This is a genomic window from Cystobacter fuscus, assembly GCF_044360685.1.
Lineage (GTDB): Bacteria > Myxococcota > Myxococcia > Myxococcales > Myxococcaceae > Cystobacter > Cystobacter fuscus_C.
In genome coordinates this window covers 2,627,553-2,648,185 of sequence record NZ_CP043491.1, presented here as the reverse complement: position 1 = coordinate 2,648,185, position 20,633 = coordinate 2,627,553, and the positions used below count along the sequence as shown (strand labels likewise).

Below are 20,633 nucleotides of genomic sequence, written 5' to 3'. Positions count from 1 at the left end.
GCCGCCAGGGGTGCAAGGCCGCCGGGTCGATGCGACCCGGCGGCCTTCTAGCGTTCCTTCCCCTGAGCCAACGCCGTCCGGGTCGACAGGGTCAGTGGCTCGGGCAGGGCGTCCAGCGAGAACCAGCCCACCTCGGCCAGGGCCGCCGGTTCGCGGTTGATCGGCTCGCCCTGGACGATGTGGGCCCGGTACACCGGCGACACCCAATGGGTGCCCGCCGCCACGTCGATCTGATCCACGAGGCAGAGCAGCCCGTCGAGGGAGATCTCCACGCCCAGCTCCTCGGCGATCTCCCGCACCACGGCGGCTCGCAGCGTCTCGCCGAAGTCGACCTTGCCGCCCGGCAGCCCCCAATGGTCCGCCTCGGGCATGCGCCGGCGCCGCACCAGCAGCAGTCTCTGATGCGGGTCCTGGATGAAAGCACCGACACCCACACGCGGTTGAGGGTCCATGTCGTTCCCCACGGGGTTGAAACCGGGGGGACCCTAGCACCGCGAGGCCCCCTGTGAGGCACCTGTCGAGAGCTGCCCACCGCGGGTGATGTCGGAGTGGGAGGCCGACGGAGGCGGGGCCGGCGTCACGGACGCGGGCGCGGGGCCCGCGTCCGGAGTCCACCCGCGTGAGAACTACGGCGCGAAGATCTTCACCGACGACATCTTGTCGTTGGCCTCCGCCGGAATCAGTGACGTATCCGCCGTGAACTTCCACATCGTCCCGGTGAAGTTGTCGTCCGCATAGACCTCCACCGTCCAGCCGGCGGGGACCCGGAGCGAGCTCATCCAGTCGTTGGGGATGCCCGCCGCGATGAGCTGCGTGAGCGTGTAGTTCCCGGGGCTCAGCGAGATCCCAAGACCACCGAACCCGCCGTCCGCGTAGAAGGTAGCCCCGGGCGGCTTCGCCGTATTCACGTTGTCGAAGGCAGCCGCGCTGTCATGAGCCCGGAGTCCGAGCGCACCCGAGGCATAAGTGGAGTCAATGGCCGTGACGATGGGGGTCGTCGAACGGTTCAGATAGACCGAGATGCGGCTGCCGATGGCCTGGACAGAGAGGTGGTAGGTGACGTTCGGATCGATCGTCGCGGCGGCACTCGCGAGTTCGGTCCAGGTCCCTCCACCCGCCTTGCCCAGCACCACCCTGTCGCTGCCCGCCGCGATGCCAGCGTAGTACCCCTTGTAGGCATCGAGCCCGGCGCCCGGGCTGCTCACCCGGAACATCAAGCCAGCGTCCCCGGAGGCGCCCGGCGTGATGTCGGCCTCATAGACCAGCGCGGAGAAATTGGTGTTCAACAAGGCCTTCGCGTCGGGCACCTGGGGCGTGGCATACCGTCCGTTCGACACGGTCCACGTCGCACCGTAGGTGCTCCAGCCCTGCGAGTCGCCATCGCAGAAGTTGTCCTGGGTGGTCATATCCACCGGCTTGATCGTCCCGTCGCTGTTGAAATACATGCGCTCAAAGGACAGCACGCGGTGATTTCCGTCGGTCTCTCCGAGCGGACGGCGATGATAGAAGATGTACCAGTCGTCCGTCCCCGGGACGTTGATCACCGAGTTGTGGCCCGAGCCGGTGGCGACGGCCGCGTTCTGGCTGAGGATCGTCCCCACCTTGGGGAAGGGCCCCAGCGGCGAGTTGGCAATGGCATACGACACGCGGTAGTCCGGCCCCGTCCACCCGCCCTCGGACCACATCAGGTAATACTTCCCGTTGCGCTTGAACATCAGCGCGCCCTCGACGTAGCCCGACGGAGTGATCTCCTTGAAGGACGAGCTGTCCAGGCTGATCATGTCGGCGTTGACCTTGACGACGTTGCAGTGACCCCAACCGCCGTAATAGAGATACGCCTGTCCGTCGTCGTCGATGAAGATGTTCTGATCGATCGGCTGCGCCCCATTGATGAACTTGCCGATCAAGGGTTTGCCAAGCGCGTCGACGAAGGGCCCGTCGGGGTTGTTCGACTTCGCGACCCCGATCCCGCCCAGCTGGCTGTCGTTCTGGATGTCGTTGGCCCCGAAATAGAGATAGTAGGTGTTGTTGCGGAAGATGGGCGACGGCGCCCAGATGGCCCGGGTTGCCCAGGACACGTTCACCTTGTCCAACACCTTGGAGTGCTTCGTCCAGTGGATGAGATCCGGGGACGAAAAGGCATCCAGATGGGTCTGCTCGTTATAAGGAGCGGAGTACGTCGGATAGACCCAGTACCGGCCGTTGTAGAACTTCATGTCCGGATCGGCGTACCAGCCACTCACGAAGGGATTACCGGAAGTGCCGGGCAAACACTCCGACGCGATGGGATCACCCCCTGGCGAGTCTTGACCAGGGCCTGCGCCCCCAGAGCCGGGACCGGGTACGGGCGACACGTCCGTGCCATCGCCGCCTCCGCCTGGGACGTCGTCCCCCCCCGTGTTCTGGGAGGGCGTCTTCCCGTCGCCACAGTGGAGCGTGGCGGCCAGCAACAGCGGTGCCAGGCGGCCCAGCCCGGGACGCCGCCACGCGCCCCCGAGAGGCAATGAATCACGCGCTTCGCGAGTCACTACGTCCGCGTCCACACGACGGCCTGCACATCCAGCATTGAGCGTCGATTTCATGGCCCGCATCCTGCGTCGATCGGGCCCATGCCTCAAGCTAAATCCAAGCTTTTCCAGGATTCCTGAAATAATCAGTCAATCCAAACCCTTGGGCCACTTGGCATCAGACTCAGGGGTGCGCGAGCATGGCGTGCATCCCGGGTGGGAGCGTCACCGTGAAGGTCGAGCCCCGGCCTGGCTCGCTCTCCACCAGGATGGAGCCCCCGAACGCCTCGACGATCTGCTGCGTGATGTGGAGCCCCAGGCCCAACCCACCATAGTGACGCTCGGACACGGCGCGCTCGAACTTGCCGAAGATGCGCGAGCGGTGCTCCGGCGCGATGCCGATGCCCTCGTCCCGCACCGACAGCCGCGCCATGCCCTCATCTTCCCAGACGCGCACATGCACGGGCCGGCGCGCTCCGTATTTGAGCGCGTTGGTCAGCAGGTTGATCACCACCTGCTCCAGCCGCAACCGATCCCACTCGCCCACCACGGGCAGTCCGGCCCATAACTCCACCGCGCAACCCGCGCGCGCGGCCTCGTCCGAGAACTGCGAGAGCACGTCCCGCACGATGGCCGCCAGGTCCACCTGCTCCAGATGCAGCGGGAGCCGGCCCTGTGCCATCCGGGAGACGTCCAGCAAGTCATTCACCAGCCCCGACAACTTGCGCACCTGGGCCTCGCAGATCCGCGCGGCCCGGAGCACGCGCTCGGAGTCCACGGGCCCGCCCCCCGACGAGCCGACCACCCGCCGCAGCCCCTGGAGCTGCAGCCGCAGCGGAGTGAGCGGCGTCTTCAGTTCGTGCGAGGCCACCGCGAGGAAATCGTCGCGCAGACGCACCGCGCGCTGCGACTCCGTGAAGAGCCGCGCGCTCTCCAGCGCCGCCGCCACGCGGTGCGCCAGTTCCTGACCCAGGGAGATGTCCTCGGGGCCGTAGCGCCGCCGCCGCGAGCAGGAGCCCAGGGTGATGAGGCCCAGGGTGCGCTCGTGCGAGCGCAGCGGCACCACCAGCACCGAGCAGGCCTCCTCCGCCAGGTCCTCGACCTCGGGCTCGACGCCCATGGACAGGTAGTGCCACGTCTCCACGCCGAAGTCCTGGAAGAGCAGCGGCTCGCCCGAGTGCATCGCGTCCAGCAGGGGCCCCCCCGAGTCACTCAGCGGGGGCAACGGCCATCCCCGCCGCAGCCGTTCCTCGCGCCCCTCCTCCCGGTGCGCCACGGCCGCCCTGCGCAGCAGCCCCTCGGGGGTGGCCAGGTCGATGACACACCACGAGGCCACCGAGATACTCGCCAGACCCGCCACATCCTGGAGCGTGGCGTCGGACACCTCCAGCGACTGGCCCAAGACACGGCTGGCCGTGGCGAGGAAGCGCAGCGCACCTTCCGCCCGCTTGAGGTCCGACAGATCCAATACGAAGGTGAGGACGCGGTCCTGCTCCTCCACCCACGCCGAGCCCGTCAACACCGGCACCCGGCCACCATCCCCGCGCAGCAGCTCCAGCTCGAAGGTGGGGGGGGACGCGCCGCGCGTCCACAGCTCGCCAGCGATCGATTCCTCCTCTTGAGGCAACAGCATGCGCCAGTGCAGGCGGCCCCGCCGCACCTCCTCCCGCTCGTGGCCGACGAGCGAGAGGAAGGTGTCATTGGCCTCGAGCAGGAGGCCGTCCCGGTCACAGAAGGACAGCCCCATCATGTCGGACTCCATGATGCGGCGGAACACACACTCCCCCTCGCGCAGGGCCTGCTCCATCCGCAACCGCTCGGAGATGTCCTCGAGGACGGCCACCGCGGCCGTCACCCGGCCCTCCGCGTCGCGCACCGGTCCAGCGTTCACCTCGAGCGTGAGCGTGGAGCCGTCCGTGTCGCGAAACTCCATGAGATCGCCGCGCACCACCTCTCCAGAGAGGGCACGACGCAGGGGCCACTCGCTCGGAAGATAGGGTCGCCCGTCCGGGTGGAAACCACGGATGGCCGAGTACTCCTTCAAGCTCCAGTCGCGCTTCACGGGGAGGGGGCGTTTACCGAGCCGCAGCGCCCGGTCATTGACCATCACCATCCGGCCACTCGGGGCCTCCGCGAGAAGAACGCCCTGGGGAAGCTGCTGGAGCACGGCCTGGAGGCGGCGATGCTCCAATTCCAACAGACGGCGATGCTCCTCGGCCTCGGCCCGCGCCCGCTCCGCCTCCTCGCGCAGCTCCCGCTCGCGCGCATAGAGGAGGCCCCGCTCCAACGCCTGCGCGCATTGCTTGGAGAGGAGATAGGCGAAGTCCTTGTCCTCCGCCGTGAAGCCCCCCCCCAGGGGGAAGCCAACCGCCAGCACGCCCAGCAACCGTCGGTCCACGTGCAGCGGCAGGAACGCCCACGCGCCATGCGGGTTCAGCGGCATGTCGTTGAGGACCGGGTAGAGCTGGCGGAAGGACGCCAGCGATTCGACCCAGACGGGCTTCTCCGTGCGCGCGACCTGCGCGATGGGGACGGGCTCGGTCACGGGCAGCCAACGCCAGCGCTCGAGTGCATCCTCCGGCATCCCCATCGCTTGGACCAGGTGCAGCATCCCGGGCGCCGCGAGCAGATAGATGCAAGCCTCGCACGCCCCCATGGCCGGCCCCGCCTGCCGGACGATGACACTGGCCACCTGCTCGGGCGTGAGCGCCTGCGACAGCTCGCTCGTCACCTTCTGCAAGCGCATCAGCCGCTCCATCGATTGCCGCGCCGCCCGCTGCCGCATCTCACTCAATCGGATCCCGTGGTCAGGAGCACACCCACAGAATCAACAACACCCGTGGCAGTTGTTCCTCCCGCCCCAGGGAACGAGGCCGCCGCTGGAGAGTACGCTTCATCCCACGCCCCTTGACTCATCACGGGGAGTCATCGATCGCGGATGGACTTGTTGCACGCCGGGAACGACGAGTCCCGATAGGGTGAGCGCTCTCCCTGGGGGAACGATGAAGAACCAGTTGAGGCACGCCACCCTGGCAGCACGCGACGAGCGGCTGCCGGTGCTGCTGGTGCACGGCATCGATGACGATGCGCGCTCCCTGGCGCCGCTCGCGGACGGGTTGACCCGAGCCGGTTTCCAGGACGTGCAGCGTGTCGAGCTGAAACCCAACAACGGGGCGGCACCCATCTCCGTGCTGGCCGAGCAGGTGGCCGAGGCGGCCAGCAGCCTGCGGGCGCGGACGGGCCGTGCGCGAATCGACGTGGTGGCCTTCAGCATGGGGGCGCTCGTCAGCCGCTACTACCTGCAGCGGCTGGAGGGCCGGAACCACGTGCGCCGCTTCGTGTCCATCTCCGGCCCCCATGCGGGAACACTGATGGGGTGGCTGCGAGCCAACCCCGGGGCACGCGACATGCGGCCCGGGAGCGAGCTGCTGCGGGGGCTCGCCGCCGATGAGGCCCCCTTCGGGGACGTCCAGGTCTTCACCCTCTGGACGCCGCTCGACCTGATGATCCTCCCCGCTCGCTCCTCCCAACTCGCCGGAGCGAGGGAGCGCACCATCCCCGTCATCCTCCACCCACTGATGCTGCGTGATGGGCGGGTCCTCCGCTCGGTGCAAGAGGCCCTCACGGTGGAGCGTCCGGAGGACTTCCCGCCCCTGCCGGTCACGTCCTCCCCAGGCACGCCCTGAACCTCCGCCACGCGCGCGCCACGAGTCGTCTGCTGCGAGTCGTCTGACACTCAGTCTGGGACCTCGGGGCGGGGCGCACTGCTGCTGGGCCATGCCGGGGTGCCGGAACGGGACATTTCCGAGGGAGTCCGGGGGCTGGCCCAGGCCCTCCGCTGACGCCCCGCTCCCCGAAGAGGCCCATGACTTCGCGTGCAAGTGGCTCTCGTCCGGGGAGGGACCCATCATTAAGAACCTCCCAGGAGGAAGCACATGAAAGCACGCATCAACGTCGCGGCGGTCTCCCCTGGGGCATACCGGGCCATGCTGGGCCTCGAGAAATACCTGAGCGAGTGCGGTCTGGAGGAGGGATTGCTCCACCTCATCAAGCTGCGAGCCTCTCAGCTCAACGGCTGCGCCTACTGCATCGACATGCACTGGAAGGACGCACGCGCGCTCGGAGAGACGGAGCAGCGTCTGTACGGGCTGAATGCCTGGGAGGAGAGCCCCTACTACACGGAGCGCGAGCGAGCGGCCTTCGCGTGGACCGAGTCCCTCACCAACCTTGGGGAGGGACACGTGCCGGATTCTGTCTATGAGGCCGTGAAGCCGCATTTCTCCGAACGGGAACTGGCCGACCTGACGCTCGCCGTGGTCACCATCAACGCATGGAACCGGCTCGCCATCGCCTCCCGCACGGTCCCAGGCGGATACACTCCCGCAGCGCACACCCGGAAGGGGTAGGGAATTCATCTCCAGCCCGTACGGGCACGGAGCGCCCGCGCGGCGGCCGAGGACTCGGAGACGATGCGCTCGGACTCGAGGGCCGTCAGCCGGCCCTCGCGCTTGGTATGAGGACGTCCACCGCCCTACGTTCCCACGCATCCAAACCCAATCAGGGCAGAGCTACGGAGATGTGTGTTCTCTTTTTCTCAACTTGGTACATAAGCTTTTAAACCAGCTTTTACCGGTTATGATGAGCTATAACTCCGTCCCAAGGCATCACTGCCCTTCTTTGGCCGGATGCGCCAGGGATTCAAGTCGCCAAACAGACGAGGAGTCAAAGCATGATCATCCACAGGAGCTTGCGTTCCCCTGCCCTGCTGCTCGTGATGGGCATCTTCGGAACCGGATGTCTTCCGGACGAAGGCACGACGCGGGAGGAGGGCGTCTCCGGTGAATGCACCAGCGGAGAATGTCACAGCGGTGACACGGTGGGCAGCAGCGAGTCCAGTGGCAGCGGCGAAAGCAAGCTGGTGACGGCGTGTGATCCCGGAACCACGACGACGGCCTGGGCGACGAGCTGTCCGACCTCACCGCCGACTTGCACCGCGGGAACCTGGAAGGCGGGCGGACCGGATCCGGATCACACCAACTTCAAGCTGATCAAGGAGTCCGCGCACTTCGCCATCTATTCGGACGAGGCCATCTCCGACTCCACGGCCCAGGCCGCGCTCGACACGCTCGAGAACACGATCTGGAAGTTCTATTTCGGCTCGCCAATCTACTTCAAGGAGCCGCTCTGCAACCTGACGAACAAGACCAAGGCCAGCATCCACGTGCATTCTGGATGGGGTCTCTCCGGCGGCGCCTGGTCCTCGACGCGGATGGGTATGTGGATCGGCCCCGGCGCGCTCAACGATCACTGGGGGCTCGGGCACGAGTTCATGCACGCCGTGCAGAGCGTGAGCGGCGGCATGACGTGCAACCAGTCGAACACCTGCGGCTGGATCTACGAGAGCCACGCCAACTTCATGCCGCACCAGCTCCCCGAGTACCGCGGCGAGGTGCACTGCTCGGAGATGTCGGTGAACGCACCGCACGTCTATCTGGGCTCGACGCGTGACCGCTATTGCAACTGGCAGTTCATGGAGTTCTTGAAGGACAAGTACTGCTACAGCGCGGTCAACGAAATCTGGACGAGCAGCCCGAGCAACGATCCCTTCTCGCAAATCATGAAGACGCGCGGCTGGAACATCAGCCAGCTGAACGACTTCTTCGGCGAGTGGGCGATGCACAACGTGACCTGGGATTACAAGGATCCGCCCCCCACCAGCGGAGGCAACCAGGGCCCGACCTACCGCGCGCGGTATGGCTCGATCACGACGAAGTCGAGGCCGGAGCAGCGCCTGCGGCTGACCCAGCTCGAACCGCTGGATGGGAACTACGCGACGAACCGGCGCTTCGTGACGCCGACCGGCTGGGCGCCGCAGCGCTGGGGCTACAACGTCGTGCGGCTCTACCCGGAGACGGGCGCCACGAGCGTGACCGTGACCTTCCGCGGCGTGACACAGAGCGGAGCGGACTCCGATTGGCGCTGGGGGCTCGTCGCCACGGACAGCGCCATCACCACGCCCCGCTATAGCGCCATGCAGCGCGGCTCGGACAGCACGCTCGAGTTCTGCATCAATCCCGGTGAATCGCTCTTCCTCGTCGTGGTCGGAACGCCCTCGGTGCAGAAGCAGATCGTCTGGGATCAGATGTACAACACCATCCATCGCTACCCGTGGATGGTGCAGCTCGCGAATGCCTGGCCCGAGGGGTTCAAGAATGGCAGCCAGGACGCCTGCCCCACGGGAACGAAGCGTCACTCGAACGGCGGCGGCTGCGTCACCAGCAGCGTTCCGGCGAGCGTGTACGTCGGCCCCTACGCGCAGGTGCTCGGCGGAACCGTGAGCGGCTCGGCGCGCATCGAGGACCACGCGGTGGTCCTGTCGGGCAACGTCTCCGGCGGCACCGTCACCGGGCTGTCGGTGCTGACGAACGGCTTCGGCGTGAGCGGCTCGGCCAGGGTCGCCTCCACGTTCTATCCGCTCGGCTTCTACGAGGGCCAGCAGGCGGCCTCGGGCACGGCGCAGATCTTCGGTGATGTCGAGTACCGGGGCGTGGGCCTGAACAAGTCGAGCGGCTCGTACTCCGGGTTCGTCGACTCGAGCACCCCGTCCCTCTCGAACCCGACGGACGTCACCATCGCGCCGCCCTACGCCTGGCGGCCGTAGCGGCGATACCGCTCCGCTCGCCGTAGAGGAGCGGAGCGTCATCCTCTTCCCACAGACGACGCGCCCCAAACCGGCAAGACCCGCCAAGACACAGCGGACGAGGCGACACAGCGCTCGTTCAGCTTCCGACGCCTGTCAGCTCGGCGCTCTTCTGCCACAGCTTCTCGGCGGCGGCATCGTCCTGGGCGGCCCGGGACTCCTTGGCCACCTTGCTCTTGATGAAGTACCTGCCACTCACGCCCTCCACCTCGGGCGAGGAGGCCAGGTACACCGACGTGCGGGCCCCGCCCTCGGCCGAAAGCAGGAAGGGCGCGACCAGCTTCATCAGGTGCTTCAGGATGCCCTCGGAGTTGAGGCCGAAACCAGTGCGAACCACGCCCGGGTGCAGGCTATTGGTGGTCACCTTCGTGCCCTCCAGCCGCCGCTTCAGGCCACGCGTGAAGAGGATGTTGGCCAGCTTCGAGTTGCCGTAGACCCTCATGGGGCTATAGCCGCCCCGCTCGGCCTGCAGGTCGTCGAGGAAGCCGAGCGAGCCCAGGCGGTGGCCCTCGGAGGAGACGTTCACCACGCGCGAGGCACCGCTGGCCTTGAGCAGCTCCAGCAACTGGTGGGTGAGCAGGAAGTGCGCGAGGTGGTTGGTGGCGAAGGTGGCCTCGAAGCCATCCGAGGTCGCCTTGCGCCGGTCGATGATGAGGCCCGCGTTGTTGAGCAGCACATCCAGCCGCGAGTACTTGCGCTGGAAGTCCTCCGCGAGCTTGCGGACGGAGGCCAGCGAGGTGAGGTCCGCGAGCATCAGATCCAGCTTCGCGTCGGGGACGGTGCGGCGGACCTCCGCGAGTGCGGCCTCACCGCGGCCCGGGTCCCGTCCCGCCAGGACCACCGTGGCCCCCTGGCGCGCGAGTCCCCGTGCGGACTCCAGCCCGATGCCCGAGGTGGCACCCGTGATGAAGCAGACCTTTTCTCGCATGTTTCCCAGTGTCATCCGCTATGGCCTTCCGAAGCTCCAGCCGTGGAGCGCCCTCTATACACCGCGAGGTCGCCCGTGCGCATGCGGCCCCCCGCGTGGTCGCGGGGAGCCCGCCATGCCTGCCGCGCTACGAGCGGGCGACCTTGGTCACCGAGGTGCCGGAGAGCCCGGTGTTGAATTGCTCGGGACTGCCCACCTTGAGCTGGTTGTGCACGTCCTTCACGCCGAGGACATCCTCGATGATGTCCTCGATGATGCGCTTGTCGCGGCGCTCCTCGACGAGGCCGGTCAGCGTGACTTCTCCGCTCTTCACCTGCACCTCCACGTGCTCGGCATTCACCCACCCGTGCATGAGCCGGTCGTAGATGTCCTCGCGGATGCGGTCATCCGAGCGCGTGTAGGCCTTGGGCCCCTTGCCCAGCTTGCGCAGGCCCTCGCGGAACCGGTCTCCGAGCCGCTCGATCGGGCCGCGCTCGTTGACGTCGCGGCGGCCGTAGAGGCCCTCGTTCCTGTCGCGCGCCCCGTAGTTCCCGTAGTCCCGCTCGTATCCGAGGTCTCGCTCGGAATACCCGCCTCCGAAGTTGCTCCGCGAGGTGGAGTAGCCCGGAGGGTTGTAGTGGCCTTGGTTATAATCGCCCTGGTTGTAATTGCCCTGGTTGTAATTGCCCTGACCGAAGTCACGGGAATAGCGGCTGGAGTCCTCGCGGAGACCCCGGCCGTAATCCTCGGACCCGCGGTTGCCGCCCGAGTACCCCTGGCTGCCCTGCCACGGGCCGCGCTCCTGCCGTGGCCCCATGTCACTGCCCCGGAAGCCTTCGTCGAAGTCCCGCTCCCGGCCCGCCCAGCGCTCCCGGTCTTCTCCCAGATACCGACGCGTCTCGTAGTCCCTGTTCGCCATGACGTGTGTCTCCTCGTGGTTGCGCGTACGTGTCACGTGACGGTGACGTTTCCGTTGCAGCTACCTCTCGGTGTCACGTGGGGCTCGCGATGCCCGAAGGCATCGCGAGTCCAGGGCAAACTGGGCTCTCCTCGCCGGACGGCAACCGGTGGCCACGCATGCCTCGGCAGGCCGGCCGCTGCACGGTCACTGGCCCATGGGGAGAAGGGGTCCGGAGAATAAAATCGGGCGCACACCTGGAAGAAGCGGCGCGGGGAGCCGCCTGAGACGCTCGCGGAGGAATGCCCGCCACCGGCCTCCATGGCAGAGTGCGGACGCGGTGCAGGCGGCGCGCGTGCCCATGTAACGCCCTCGGCCACCCCAGCAACCCGATCCCCATGCCCAAGCCCCCCAGAAGACAGATGCGAGCCGGCCCAGGCGCGCGCAAGCCAGCGGAGCCCGCCCCCGAGGATCCGCGTGTCCACCGCAGCCGCGCCCTGCTTCGTGATGCGCTCCTCGGGTTGCTGCGTGAGCGGGGCTTCGACACCCTCAGCGTGCAGGACATCGCCGAGCGTGCCCGGGTCAACCGCAGCACCTTCTACCAGCACTACCGGGACAAGGACGAGCTGCTCTCGCACGTCATGCGGGACATGATCCTCGAGCTCTCGCGGAGGAGTCATCGGCTGGGTGACTCGCCCGATCGCCTCCATCGAACCCTGCTGGAGTGGTTCCAGCACGCGGGCGAGCACGCCGAGCTGTATCACCTCATGCTCGGCCGGAGCGGCATGCGCGCCTTCTCGGTCCAGTTGCGCAATCTCCTCGAGCAGCTCATGAACCTCGACCTGGGGAGGGCCGAAGTCGTCCCCCGGCTCATGGGGGTGCCCGTTCCCGTCTGGAACCGCTTCATGGCCGCGGCCTACATGGGAGTGCTCGAGTGGTGGTTGGATCGACGCACGCTCCACTCACCCGAGGACATGGCGCGGTGGCTGGGGACCATCACCTCCCTCCTGGGGAAAAGCTCACCGGCCGCCTCGCCCCAAGCGCTCCGGCGCAGGTAGTCCGCCCTCCAGCCGGGAGGCCACGGACGCCCAGGTCACGTGGGCGGACTTCTCCAACACTTCGGGCGCACGTGTCGGGTAACCGCCATCCGGCCGGGGAGTGTTGGTTGTTCTGCCCTTCCAGCAATGACAAATCATCGGGGCCTCCAACGAAGCGGCCAGGGCCGGGGCCGCGTGGAATGGAACCGATGAAGAGTGACGGGACAGATAGTCCAATCAACAAGACGATGCGGACCGAAGCACCAGGCGGCGGCCTGGCGTGGCGCTTCCGCCCGATGCCTCCGAGTGCTCTCGTGCTTCGACGGCTCATTCTAGGCGCCGCCGTGTTCCTGTCGGGGGGAGCATTGGCCAAGCCTCCCGCGGGAGGTGTGTTCTGCACCACCTATCCCTCGGCACCCGCGTGCACCGGACAGCAGCCCTCCTGCAATTACTGTCACATCGCGCCGCCCCAGCGAAACGTCTTCGGGGCCAGCCTGGAACCCCACCTGGTGCCCAACGCGGCGCGTCCCCTGTCCGACGGGGACTTCGCGGCAGCGCTTCCCTCGGCGCTCAAGGCCGCCGAGACGGAGGACGCCGACGGTGATGGGGTGCTCAACCTCGTGGAGATCCAGCGCGGCACCTTCCCGGCGGATGCCAACAGCGTGCCCGTGGACACCGGCCACTGCCAGGCGGGCGAGAATCCCCAGTACGACGTCTGCCATTACGACGCGCGCTTCGCCTACAAGCGCCTGCTGCTCGACTTCTGCGGCGCGCCGCCCACCTACGCGCAACTCCAGGAGTTCAGCGCGTTGAGCGCCGACGACCAGCGCGCCCGGATGGATGCCGAGCTGGACCGGTGCACCCAGAGCGAGTTCTGGCGCGGCAAGAACGGGCAGCTCTGGAAGCTGGCGCACCCGAAGATCCGCCCGGTGGGCTCGCTCAAGGAGGGTGAGGACCCCGGGACCATTGCCCTCGCCGACTACTACGACGACTACGCGCTCTACGCCTACACACAGCTCGACGACCACGACGCGCGCGAGGTGCTCACGGCGAAGTACTACGTGCGCCGGGAGACCAACCCCACCCGCTACACGGCGGTGCCGACGCTGCCGACGCAAGCCATGGACGAGTTGCACCGCGCGGGCAACATGACCTCCCGGTGGAGCCTCCTCTATTTCGTGATGTTCAGCGCGCTGCCGCGCAACGCCGCGTCGCAAGCCTACCGGGCGTACCTGGGTCTCGACATCGCCAGGCAGGAGGGCCTCTTCAGCGTGCCCGGCGAGCCTCGCGACTATGACCACGCGGGTGTGACCTCGCCTGGCTGCGCGGCCTGCCACGCGACGCTCGATCCGCTCAGCTATCCCTTCCGCAACTACGAGGGCCTGTCCTTCCCCATCAACCCCGATGCGCCCTGGGGGACCTACGTGCCCAACCGCATCGAGAAGCGCTTCCCCAACGCCACGCCCATCATCACCCAGATGCCGGAGACCGGTTACCTCTTTGGCCAGAAGGTGAACACCCTCGCCGAGTGGGCGGAGGTCGGCGCCAACAGCGATGCCTTCGCCATCGCCGCCGTCACCGACTACTGGAAGCTGCTCGTCGGCCACCCTCCCACCGCCGAGGAGCACACCGAGTTCGTCTCCACCTGGAAGCGATTCAAGGGCACGCACCAGTACCGCGTGCAGCGCATGCTTCATGACCTGATCCGCACGGAGGCCTACGGTGCGCCCTGATTTCCTTCGCGTGTTGCTGTTGTCCTCCGCCTGTGTCCTCTCCGCGTGCCCCGCCCCCGCGCCCTCGGGGCCGGATGCCGGGACGCCGCCCGCCGATGCCGGCACGGGTAGCTCCGGTGACGTGGCGCCCTCCTCGCGCAACAACCTGCGCTTCAACAATCCGGAGCAGCTCACCGCCCACTTCGCCTCGGCGCTGTCCCTGCCGCCGGAGCAGGTGTGCAACGAGTTGGGCCAGTACCCCTGCGCCACGTACGCGCACACCGTGGCCCTGGGCGGTGTCGATCCCTACGGCATGGGCCTCTACGAGCCCCTGAAGACCACGGGCGCGACGACGCCCAACGTCATCGACCGCCTGGCGCTGGCCGCTTGTACCCGGCGCGTCTCACTCGACCTCGCCACCCCGGGAGAGACTGTCCTCTTCAAGGGCCTCGAGCTCGACGCGCGGGGACACCTGACCCACCGGGAAGGCGCGCCGGTGCGCGAAGCCATCACCTCGCTCTACCAGCGCGCCCTGTTGCGAGACCCCACGGAGGCCGAAGTGGGCACCCTGTCGCAACTGGCCACGCAGCTCGAGTCCATGGGCGGCCAGACGCCGGGGCGTGACTGGATGATCGCGTCCTGCTTCGCCGTCCTCTCCTCCGCCGAATCCATCTTCTTCTAAGGGAACGTCACATGTCACTGCGTAACAATGGACGGCTCTCGCGCCGGGAAATGCTGAAGGCGTTGTCGATGTGCGCGGCGGGCTCCGCGATGGGACCCCTGCTGACGGGCTGCCGGGACGGGCTCAATACCCCGGCGGCACTCGAGCAGCTCGGGGGCGTGCGTCAAGCACGCCTGGATGGCAAGCCCCGCTTCCTCATCGTGGTGGGCGCCGTGGGTGGCGCCTCCATCGTCGACAGCATGCTGGCGGTACGCGCCTCGGAGACGACGGCGATGGGCGCCAACCCCACCAGGCTCAACACCTTCGCGGACGCGCAGGTGCAAGGGGTGGACGGCTCTCCGTTCCGTGCCGTGAAGGTGGACAGCCCCCAGCTCGGCAACATCCCCGTGCCGGTGAAGACGGACCAGCTGCCCTTCGTGAAGAAGTACAAGGACTCCATGCTGGTGGCCACCTCGGTGGGCACGTCGGTGAACCATGCCATCGCGCAGAAGCGCAGCCTCACGGGCAACGGCGCCTGGCGTGGCCGCACGTTGCAGGAGTGCGTGGCCCTCCAGTACGGCTCGGGCTTCCCCATTCCCAACGTGAACATGGGCAACGGGGGATTCTCCGAGCGCGGGACTGATGGCTCCCTGCCGGCGTACTGCTATGGGGAGGTGGTGGCCAACCCCTCGCTCTGGCCCCTGGGCCTGGATGGCCTCAAGGGCATCAAGGACGCGCCTTCCCGCGACGTGATGGCCCTGGCCCGGAGCGTGCGCAACTCGCTCGATGCCCAGTCGGTCTTCGGCAAGACCTTCGACGACGCGGCGGCGCTCAAGCTCTGGAACGAGCAGCGCACCTCGGGGCAGGCCGCGCTGGAGGTCCGGGATTTGATCAACCGCCTCAATGTGTTGCCCGACCAGCCGCCGAAGACGCCGCTTTCGGAGTATGGCTTGACGAGCTCCCCCGATGGAGAGCGGCTGCGCGCGGTGTTCCCGAACTACATGACGGATCCCGTGGAGGGGCAGGCGGCGCTGGCGTTCCTGCTGCTCAAACACCGGGTGTCGGTGTCCGTGACACTGGGCCCGTCGTTCAACATGTATGTGACTCCGTCGTATGAGGTCACCAACCCGCCGCTGGCCTTCGACTTCAGCCACAATGATCACCGCTCCATCCAGGCCTTCATGTGGTCGCGCCTGATGGGCACGATCGACAAGCTCATCGAGCTGCTCAAGTCGGAGCCCTTCGACTCGAGCGGCGAGAGTCTGTGGGATCGCTCGATGATCTACATGGCGACCGAGTTCGGGCGCACGCGCAACCGGCCAGAGGGTGCCACGGAGATGTTCGGCACGGGGCATGACCTCAACAACGGGTTCATGATTCTGTCACCGCGGGTCCGGGGCAACACGGTGCTGGGAGGCGTGGATCCGAAGACCACGCTGACCCATGGCTTCGACCCGCGCACCGGCGCGCCCGAACCCGGCAAGATGACGTCGAACGAGGCGGACATCTTCTCGGGCATCCTCACCGCGATGGGCGTCGACACCTCCGGCAGCGGACTGCCCGACGCGAGTGCCTTCCTGCGCACCTGAGCGCCCGCGAAGGATTCAAACGACTCGTGAGGAGGGGTCGGCTCGAGGCTAGAGTGCGCCCCCCTCATGTCCGTTTCCTTCCTTCGCGGTTGTGGGTTGTTGTTGTGCGTAGGGCTCCTGGCCGGGTGTGCGACGTTGCGGCCACGGAAAGATTGCACGCCTCACGAGGCGGACACCTGGTGGCGCATCGAGACGCCCCACTTCGTGCTGCGAACCAATCAATCCCTCGAGCAGGCCCGGCAGACGGCGCGCCTGCTCGAAGTGTACCGGATGGCCATGTGGGCGCCCTGGAAGCAAGACGGCGAGCCCCCCATCCGCGCGGACACGGTGGTGCTGCGCAGCCGCGAGCACTGGGCGGAACTCTACGATCCGCGGACTCCGGGCTTCGTGCAATGGGCCCACACGGAGGTCGTCATCCGCATGGCGGCCGACTTCGGGCGCTTGTCGGACTCGAGCCTCCTCGCGCACGAGCTCACCCACTTCCTCAGTCTGTTCGTGCTGCGCAACCAGCCTCGCTGGCTCGCCGAGGGGCTCGCCCGCTTCATGGAGACGGCCACCCTCCACGATGGAGACAGACGCGTGGAACTGGGAGAGCTGCCCCATGACGAGCGGGTACGCATGCTCACCCAGGGAGTGCTGCCCCTGGAGGAGCTGTGGGCATGGGACACGCACCCACCCTCCCGGGAGGATCTGGGGCGCTACTACATGTCGGCCTGGGCCTGGGTGCATTACCTGCACAACGCCCACCGTGCCTCCTTCGCCGCCTTCCAACAGCGGCTGGCCTCCGGCATCGCGCCCGCGCAGGCCTGGCGGGAGGTGTTTGGTCAGACGCCGATGACGGTGGCCGCGCTCAAGGACTACCTCGAGTACGCACGTTACTCGGTGTACGTGCTGAACCTGCCACAACCTCCCGCCCCCCTCTCCGAGGGCACCTTGTCCGCCGCCGAGGTGCACCTGCTGCGTGCCCGGCTTCGGATGAGCTCGCCCGGTGTTCCACCCGCGCAGCAGGCGCGGCTCGAGGCCGCCACCCGCGACGTGCGGGAGGCCCTTCGCCACACGCCTGATTCAGCCGAGGCCCTGGCGCTCGCGCTGCGCCTGCTTCCCGCCGAGGCTCCCGAACGACTCACCCGGGCCCGTGAGCTCGCCGCGCGCGCACCGGAGCACCCCGAGGCGGTGCTCGCCGTCGCCGACACACTGGGGCTCGCGCCCGAACATCTGCGCGAGCGCGAGGCCCTCCTGCGCCGCGCCGCGCGCCAATCCCCAGGTGACGCCAGTCTTCAACTCGCGCTCGCGCGAACCTATCTGGCCATGGAGCGCCCGGCGAATGCCCAGGCACCCGCCCTGCGTGCGCTCAAGCTCGCCCCCTGGAGCGTGGAGGTCCTCACCACCAACGCGGCGGTGCATTCCACACTCGGTCACTGCGAGGCGGCCCTCGCGGCCCAGCACGCGGCGATTGGCACCCTGTCCGAGCGGGTCGCTCAGGAGGTGCGGAACCAGTTGCTCGACACGCTCGCGGAGTATGAGCGGAAATGCGCGGCGGGAGCGGTGAAGGCTGGAGGCACTCCTCGAGGACATGGAGCATGAACCTTCGCGCTGACGAGCGCGCACGGTCCTGACAAATTTGGTCACTCCGCTGGCCAGATTCGTCACTTTGCTGGGAGCAGGCAGGCAGGCCTCCAGGAATTCCAGCGGCTTGGCTCTGTCCAACCGTTGGCATTCCAGGTGCTTAGGGTGTTACGGCCGGTAGGAGCTCGCCGGCCCTCATCTCACCCTCAAGGAAAACCATGCTGAGCAACATGTCCCCGCGTGTTTTCAACGCACTGGCGGCCGTCACGGTGGCGATTCCGTTCCTGGCCTGGACCAACGTCCTGCCGGTCCACAACGTCCGCGCGTCGGTCCTCGACTCCTTCTATGTGGCCGACTACACCCAGGGCCCGAGCACCCAATACACGGCGGTACCGGCCTACGCGACGTTCGTCTGGCAGGAGAAGTCGTTGCAGGGATTCGGCAACGTGAGAGCGCAAATCGGTAATACAAAGGACGGCACAGACCAGCTGTTCGAACTCAAGTTGGTGCGCATCACCTCCAGCGACGCCAATTCCATCAATGGAGAGTGGGACGTGTTCAAGAATGGCGATCCCACGTGCGCTGGATGCAAGGGTTATGTCCACGTGAGCTCTCCGGCAGACAGCACCCAGTATCTCAAGGGCTACGTCAACAACGACAAGGTGGGCTACTCCTTCATCGGGAATCTCGACCCCAACACCCGCCGCGACTACTGAGAACCTCCTGATGGAGTGCTGACGGGGTCGCCCGCGGCGACGAGAGCGATGTCTCCAGGCCAAAGCATGGCGAGTCGTTCCGCCGCCCTCCAGGCGCGAAGGCCGGAGCGGCACACGAGCACGGCCCGCTGACCGGGTCCGGGCAGGTCCATGCCGGGGCCGACCTGGGCCACGGTCAGGCGCCGCGCGGCGGGGTGGATCAGCGGAGCCTCCTCCACCCCACGCAGGTCGATGGTCAGGTCGCCTGGCTTGATCTCCGAGGGGGAGACGAAGCGTGGCGCATGCGTGGGCTCCTCCGCCCCGTCGAAGCGGAAGCCGCCCGCGCGGAAGGTCGTGGCGTCAAAGGTGACGAGCCGCCCGAGGACACCCGTCTCCCCCGCCAGCAACGCCAGCGCCATCTGCGCCTGCAGCGAACCCAGCACACCCACGACGGGGCCGAGCACGCCGGTTTCGGCACAGCTGCCCATCCGCTGCGGCAGGTCGGGGAAGACCGCGCGCAGACTCGGCGCGCCGCCGCAGAAGCCGCCCGCATAGCCCTCGCGCCCCGTGACGGAGGCGGAGAGGAACGGCAGGCCCCGCGCGAGGCACAGGTCCGAGAGGATGTAGCTGACCGCGAAGCTGTCGGCGCAGTCGAGGATCAGCTCGCAGCCCTCGATGAGCGTGGGGGCGTTGGCGGGCTCCAGCGCGGTCACCACGGGCTCCACCACGCTCTCCGGGTTGAGCCCGGCGAGGTGGCGGGCGCAGACTTCGGCCTTGGGCTGGCCAAGGTCGCCCATGCGGAAGAGCGTCTGGCGGTGCAGGTTGCTCTCCTCCACCCGGTCGGGATCGACGAGGCGGATGTGCCCCACCCCCGCCCCGACGAGGTATTGCAGCACCGGCGCGCCGAGGCCCCCCGCCCCCACGACGAGGAGCCGCGCCGCCCGGAGCCGCTCCTGAGCGCCCTCCCCCAGCACGGCGGTCTGGCGGGCATAGCGGCTCATCGCGTTACCTCGAGCCATTCGGTGATCCGCGCCTCGGGATGAGGGTTCAGCGTGATGTCGGTCACGACCGAGACGATGTCGGCCCCCGCCGCGAAGACACCCGGGGCGCGGGCGGTGCTCATGCCGCCGATGGCGACGAGGGGAATGTCGCCGATCCGGCGTTTCCATTCCGTCACCCGCTCCAGCCCCTGCTGGTGCCACTTCATCTGCTTGAGAAGGGTGGGATAGACCGGCCCCAGCGCGACGTAGCCGGGCGCGAGCGAGAGGGCGCGGTCGAGTTCGGCGGGGTCATGGGTGCTGATGCCGAGGCGCAGCCCCGCGCGGCGGATGGCGGGCAGGTCGGCACCGTCCAGATCCTCCTGCCCCAGATGCAGCCAGTCGCAGCCCTCCTCGATGGCGAGCCGCCAGTGGTCGTTGACCACCAGCACGGCGCCGGCCTCGCGGCAGAGCTCGCGGGCGGCGGCGATCTGGCGGCGCAGGTCGTCCGGCGCGCGGTCCTTGAGGCGGAGCTGGACGAACTTCACGCCCAGGGGGAGAGCCCGGGGCAGCCAGGCCACGTCGTCGAAGATCGGGTAGAAGCGGTCGAGCGTCACAGGAAGGCCTTTCCCATCACGGGGGTGGAGGGGGCGGCCATGTCGCGCGGCGGCATCGGGTCGGCGCCACGGGCGAGGCGCCCGGCCTCCAGTGCCTTCGCGAAGCCCTCGGCCATCGCCGCGGGATCGCCCGCCTTGGCGACGGCGGTGTTCAGGAGCACCGCGTCGAAGCCCATCTCCATCGCCGCGGCCGCCTGGCTCGGCAGACCCAGCCCCGCGTCGATCACCATCGGCACGTCCGGGAAGTGCGCGCGCAGGCTGCGCAGGCCGTAGGGATTGAGCAGCCCCAACCCCGTTCCGATCGGCGCGCCCCAGGGCATCAGCACCTCGCAGCCCGCCGCCAAGAGGCGGTCGGCGAGCACCAGATCCTCGGTCATGTAGGGGAAGACCTTGAAGCCCTCGGCCACGAGGCTCCGCGCCGCCTCGACCAGGCCGAAGGGATCGGGCTGGAGCGTGTCGGCGTTGCCGATCACCTCGAGCTTGATCCAGTCGGTCTCGAAGAGCTCGCGCGCCATCTGGGCGGTGGTGATCGCCTCGCGGGCGCTGTGGCAGCCCGCGGTGTTGGGCAGTACCCGCACGCCGAGCCCCGCGATCAGGCGCCAGAAATCCTGTCCCGCCCGCTCGCCTCCCGCCTCGCGGCGGACCGAGACGGTGGCGACACCCGCGCCCGAACGGCGGAAGGCCTCGGCCAGAACGGCGGGCGAGGGATATTGCGCGGTGCCGAGCATCAGGGGCGAGGCGACTTCAATTCCGTAGAAGACAGGCAT

17 protein-coding genes are annotated in these 20,633 nt (G+C 67.8%); 9 read left to right on the top strand and 8 right to left on the bottom strand.

Going from position 1 to position 20,633, the window contains the following annotated elements:
• Positions 1–47 precede the first annotated feature (47 nt).
• The 3 genes from F0U63_RS10980 to F0U63_RS10970 form a co-directional block, all read right to left on the bottom strand.
• Positions 48–452: an NUDIX domain-containing protein gene (locus F0U63_RS10980; protein ID WP_395845838.1), complete on the bottom strand. Its 405-nt coding sequence runs from the start codon at positions 450–452 to the stop codon at positions 48–50.
• A gap of 174 nt (positions 453–626) precedes the next feature.
• Entirely contained in the window at positions 627–2,243 is a 1,617-nt protein-coding gene (locus tag F0U63_RS10975; protein ID WP_395845837.1) for a family 43 glycosylhydrolase, read from the bottom strand.
• Positions 2,244–2,691: 448 nt separating this feature from the next.
• Complete coding sequence (locus F0U63_RS10970) at positions 2,692–5,253, bottom strand: ATP-binding protein (protein WP_395845836.1); 2,562 nt, start codon at positions 5,251–5,253, stop codon at positions 2,692–2,694.
• 232 nt (positions 5,254–5,485) lie between these two features.
• Here F0U63_RS10970 and F0U63_RS10965 point away from each other — a divergent pair, with 232 nt between their 5' ends.
• From F0U63_RS10965 to F0U63_RS10955, 3 genes are all read left to right on the top strand, one after another.
• Positions 5,486–6,193: a lipase family alpha/beta hydrolase gene (locus F0U63_RS10965; RefSeq protein WP_395845835.1), complete on the top strand. Its 708-nt coding sequence runs from the start codon at positions 5,486–5,488 to the stop codon at positions 6,191–6,193.
• A gap of 249 nt (positions 6,194–6,442) precedes the next feature.
• The gene (locus F0U63_RS10960; protein ID WP_395845834.1) at positions 6,443–6,913 is read left to right on the top strand and encodes a carboxymuconolactone decarboxylase family protein; all 471 of its coding nucleotides are present in this window, start codon (positions 6,443–6,445) and stop codon (positions 6,911–6,913) included.
• 323 nt (positions 6,914–7,236) lie between these two features.
• Positions 7,237–9,168 carry a DUF6055 domain-containing protein gene (locus F0U63_RS10955; protein ID WP_395845833.1) on the top strand — a complete coding sequence of 644 codons (1,932 nt, stop codon included), beginning with the start codon at positions 7,237–7,239 and terminating at the stop codon, positions 9,166–9,168.
• A 118-nt stretch (positions 9,169–9,286) separates the two neighbouring features.
• On the opposite strand, the gene F0U63_RS10950 is transcribed toward F0U63_RS10955, so the two are convergent.
• Both F0U63_RS10950 and F0U63_RS10945 read right to left on the bottom strand, forming a co-directional pair.
• On the bottom strand, positions 9,287–10,135 hold the full coding sequence (locus F0U63_RS10950; RefSeq protein WP_395845832.1) for an SDR family oxidoreductase: 849 nt from the start codon (positions 10,133–10,135) through the stop codon (positions 9,287–9,289).
• A gap of 127 nt (positions 10,136–10,262) precedes the next feature.
• Positions 10,263–11,033: a BON domain-containing protein gene (locus F0U63_RS10945; RefSeq protein ID WP_395845831.1), complete on the bottom strand. Its 771-nt coding sequence runs from the start codon at positions 11,031–11,033 to the stop codon at positions 10,263–10,265.
• Between the two features lie 401 nt (positions 11,034–11,434).
• Here F0U63_RS10945 and F0U63_RS10940 point away from each other — a divergent pair, with 401 nt between their 5' ends.
• From F0U63_RS10940 to F0U63_RS10915, 6 genes are all read left to right on the top strand, one after another.
• Entirely contained in the window at positions 11,435–12,070 is a 636-nt protein-coding gene (locus F0U63_RS10940) for a TetR/AcrR family transcriptional regulator (protein ID WP_395845830.1), read from the top strand.
• Positions 12,071–12,363: 293 nt separating this feature from the next.
• Positions 12,364–13,782: a hypothetical protein gene (locus F0U63_RS10935; protein WP_395845829.1), complete on the top strand. Its 1,419-nt coding sequence runs from the start codon at positions 12,364–12,366 to the stop codon at positions 13,780–13,782.
• Positions 13,772–14,443, top strand: coding sequence for a hypothetical protein (locus tag F0U63_RS10930; RefSeq protein WP_395845828.1), 672 nt, complete (start codon positions 13,772–13,774; stop codon positions 14,441–14,443). The genes F0U63_RS10935 and F0U63_RS10930 overlap by 11 nt, the downstream gene beginning before the upstream one ends.
• A gap of 11 nt (positions 14,444–14,454) precedes the next feature.
• Positions 14,455–16,011 (top strand): hypothetical protein, encoded by a 1,557-nt coding sequence (locus F0U63_RS10925; RefSeq protein ID WP_395845827.1) that lies wholly within the window; start codon positions 14,455–14,457, stop codon positions 16,009–16,011.
• 135 nt (positions 16,012–16,146) lie between these two features.
• Positions 16,147–17,595 carry a hypothetical protein gene (locus tag F0U63_RS10920; RefSeq protein WP_395845826.1) on the top strand — a complete coding sequence of 483 codons (1,449 nt, stop codon included), beginning with the start codon at positions 16,147–16,149 and terminating at the stop codon, positions 17,593–17,595.
• A 212-nt stretch (positions 17,596–17,807) separates the two neighbouring features.
• Positions 17,808–18,293, top strand: coding sequence for a hypothetical protein (locus F0U63_RS10915; protein WP_395845825.1), 486 nt, complete (start codon positions 17,808–17,810; stop codon positions 18,291–18,293).
• Here the strand turns inward: F0U63_RS10915 and F0U63_RS10910 are convergent.
• From F0U63_RS10910 to F0U63_RS10900, 3 genes are read right to left on the bottom strand one after another with little or no spacing between them, the layout of a single operon-like run.
• Complete coding sequence (locus F0U63_RS10910) at positions 18,287–19,273, bottom strand: ThiF family adenylyltransferase (RefSeq protein ID WP_395845824.1); 987 nt, start codon at positions 19,271–19,273, stop codon at positions 18,287–18,289. The genes F0U63_RS10915 and F0U63_RS10910 overlap by 7 nt on opposite strands.
• Positions 19,270–19,866, bottom strand: coding sequence for a thiamine phosphate synthase (locus tag F0U63_RS10905; RefSeq protein ID WP_395845823.1), 597 nt, complete (start codon positions 19,864–19,866; stop codon positions 19,270–19,272). The genes F0U63_RS10910 and F0U63_RS10905 overlap by 4 nt, the downstream gene beginning before the upstream one ends.
• Positions 19,863–20,633, bottom strand: a complete 771-nt coding sequence (locus F0U63_RS10900; protein ID WP_395845822.1) for a thiazole synthase — start codon at positions 20,631–20,633, stop codon at positions 19,863–19,865. Before F0U63_RS10900 ends, F0U63_RS10905 begins: the two co-directional genes overlap by 4 nt.